The organism is Oceaniglobus trochenteri (genome assembly GCF_020529025.1).
In the GTDB taxonomy this organism is placed as follows: domain Bacteria; phylum Pseudomonadota; class Alphaproteobacteria; order Rhodobacterales; family Rhodobacteraceae; genus Oceaniglobus; species Oceaniglobus trochenteri.
Genome location: NZ_JACNMM010000031.1, coordinates 1 through 2,315, shown reverse-complemented (window position 1 = coordinate 2,315; position 2,315 = coordinate 1). Strand labels below are relative to the sequence as shown.

Annotated in this window: 3 protein-coding genes; all 3 read left to right on the top strand. The window is 63.5% G+C overall.

The window, feature by feature from the left end; translation table 11 throughout:
- The coding region (locus tag H7828_RS22670; protein WP_226783326.1) for an ester cyclase at positions 1–699 on the top strand (699 nt) is incomplete at its 5' end.
- Positions 692–1,702 carry a nuclear transport factor 2 family protein gene (locus tag H7828_RS22665; protein WP_226783325.1) on the top strand — a complete coding sequence of 337 codons (1,011 nt, stop codon included), beginning with the start codon at positions 692–694 and terminating at the stop codon, positions 1,700–1,702. The genes H7828_RS22670 and H7828_RS22665, both read left to right, overlap by 8 nt.
- Positions 1,703–1,821: 119 nt before the next feature.
- Positions 1,822–2,315, top strand: a 494-nt coding sequence (locus H7828_RS22660; RefSeq protein WP_226783324.1) for an ABC transporter ATP-binding protein, incomplete at its 3' end; no start/stop codon positions are given.

Here is a 2,315-nt window from a genome sequence, read left to right as displayed (position 1 = left end):
ATCCGTCCCACGGGGCGCATCACCATGCTGCGCTATGCCGAGTTCAACAAGGTCGAGAACGGCAAGATCACCGAGACGGCGATGTTCTGCGATATCCCCCATGTGATGATCCAGGCCGGTCAGAACCCCTTTCCGCCGCAGACCGGCGCGCATCTGGTCCAGCCCGGGCCGATGACCCACGAAGGGCTGATGTGGGACAAGCAGGACCCCGCCACGGGCAAGGCCACGCTGGCGGCCATCAACGCCATGCTGGGCGACATGGGCAAGCGGGAACGCAAGAAGAGCGAACGCCCCGGCTATGCCGGTGAGCTGGAGCGCACCTGGCACGACGACATGATCTGGTGGGGCCCCGCCGGAATCGGCGCGACCTATACCATCGACCGCTACATCGAACAGCATGCAGCACCCTTCCGCGACGCCCTGAACGAAGGCTACCGGTTCAACGGCCACCTCTGCCGTCTGGCCGAGGGGCATTTCGGCGGCTTCTTCGGCTGGGCGAACCTGACGATTCGCAACTCGGGCGGCTATATGGGCATGCCCGCCGGCCCCGGCCCGGCCGACATGCGCGTGGTCGACATGTACCGCGAAGAGGACGGCAAGCTGGCCGAGAACTGGATCTTCATCGATATCCTGCATTTCCTGAACATGCAGGGGCTGGATGTATTGGGCCGCATGGCATCGGTGCAGCACAATGTCTGATTTCCAGTCCGAGAAGGCGCTTGTGCGCGATTTTCACGCAGCCATCTGCGCGGCTGACCCGGCCGAGACTGCGGCCACCCTTGCGCGCTTCACCGCGCCCGACTGGCACTGGCGGGGCATGCACCCCTTCCACGAACAGACCGGTCCCGAGGCCGTTGCCGATGTGTACTGGAACCCGCTGAAGACCGCCTTCACCCGGCTTCAACGCCGGCCCGACATCTTCCTGGCCGGGTTGAACGAAATGGACGGTTTCTCTTCCGTCTGGGTGGTCTCCATGGGGCATCTGATGGGGCTGTTCGACAAGCCCTGGCTGGGCATCCGTCCCACGGGGCGCATCACCATGCTGCGCTATGCCGAGTTCAACAAGGTCGAGAACGGCAAGATCACCGAGACGGCGATGTTCTGCGATATTCCCCATGTGATGATCCAGGCCGGGCAGAACCCCTTTCCGCCGCAGACCGGCGCGCATCTGGTCCAGCCCGGGCCGATGACCCACGAGGGGCTGATGTGGGACAAGCAGGACCCCGCCACGGGCAAGGCCACGCTGGATGCCATCAACGCCATGCTGAACAACCCCGGCGAGAAGTTTCACGATCCGGACGAGGCGATGCGCCTTGCGCGGGTTTGGCACGACGACATGATCTGGTGGGGTCCGGCGGGGATCGGGGCGGCCTATACGATCCCGGGCTACATCCGCCAGCACGTTAACCCCTTCGATGACGCCCTGAACGAAGGCTACCGGTTCAACGGCCACCTCTGCCGTCTGGCCGAGGGGCATTTCGGCGGCTTCTTCGGCTGGGCGAATCTGACGATTCGCAACTCGGGCGGCTATATGGGCATGCCCGCCGGCCCCGGCCCGGCCGACATGCGCGTGGTCGACATGTACCGCGAACAGGACGGCAAGCTGGCCGAGAACTGGATCTTCATCGATATCCTGCATTTCCTGAACATGCAGGGGCTGGATGTTCTGGGCCGCATGGCGTCGGTGCAGCACAATGAATGATTGCCGCGCCGATGCCGGAGCGGCTCTGGCGGCACATCCGGTTTCCGATCGTTTCTTCCAACGTCAAATCGTGAGCGGCCTGACCGCCGGCGCCGTCAAGGGATAAGGGGGTTTTTCCAATGGCCAGACTTCAACTCAAGAACGTGAACAAGCGCTGGGGCTCGTTCGTGGGGGTCGAGAACTTCGATCTCGACATCGCGGACCAGGAATTCCTTGTTCTGCTGGGCCCCTCGGGCTGCGGCAAATCCACCACCATGCGGATGATCGCGGGGCTTGAGGATGTGACCGACGGGCAGATCCTTCTGGGCGACAAGGTGGTCAACGACCTTGAACCGAAGGACCGCGACATCTCGATGGTGTTCCAGTCCTACGGGCTTTACCCGAACCTTTCGGTCTACGAGAACATCCGCTTTCCGCTGCGGGTGCGCAAGGTGCCCAAGGACCAGCATCACGACATGGTCATGAAGGCCATCGCGATGGTCGAGCTTGAGGATTTCATGGACCGCCGGCCTGCGGAACTTTCGGGCGGGCAGCGCCAGCGCGTGGCCCTGGGGCGCGCCATCGTGCGCAAGCCCACGGTGTTCCTGATGGACGAACCGCTGTCGAACCTGGA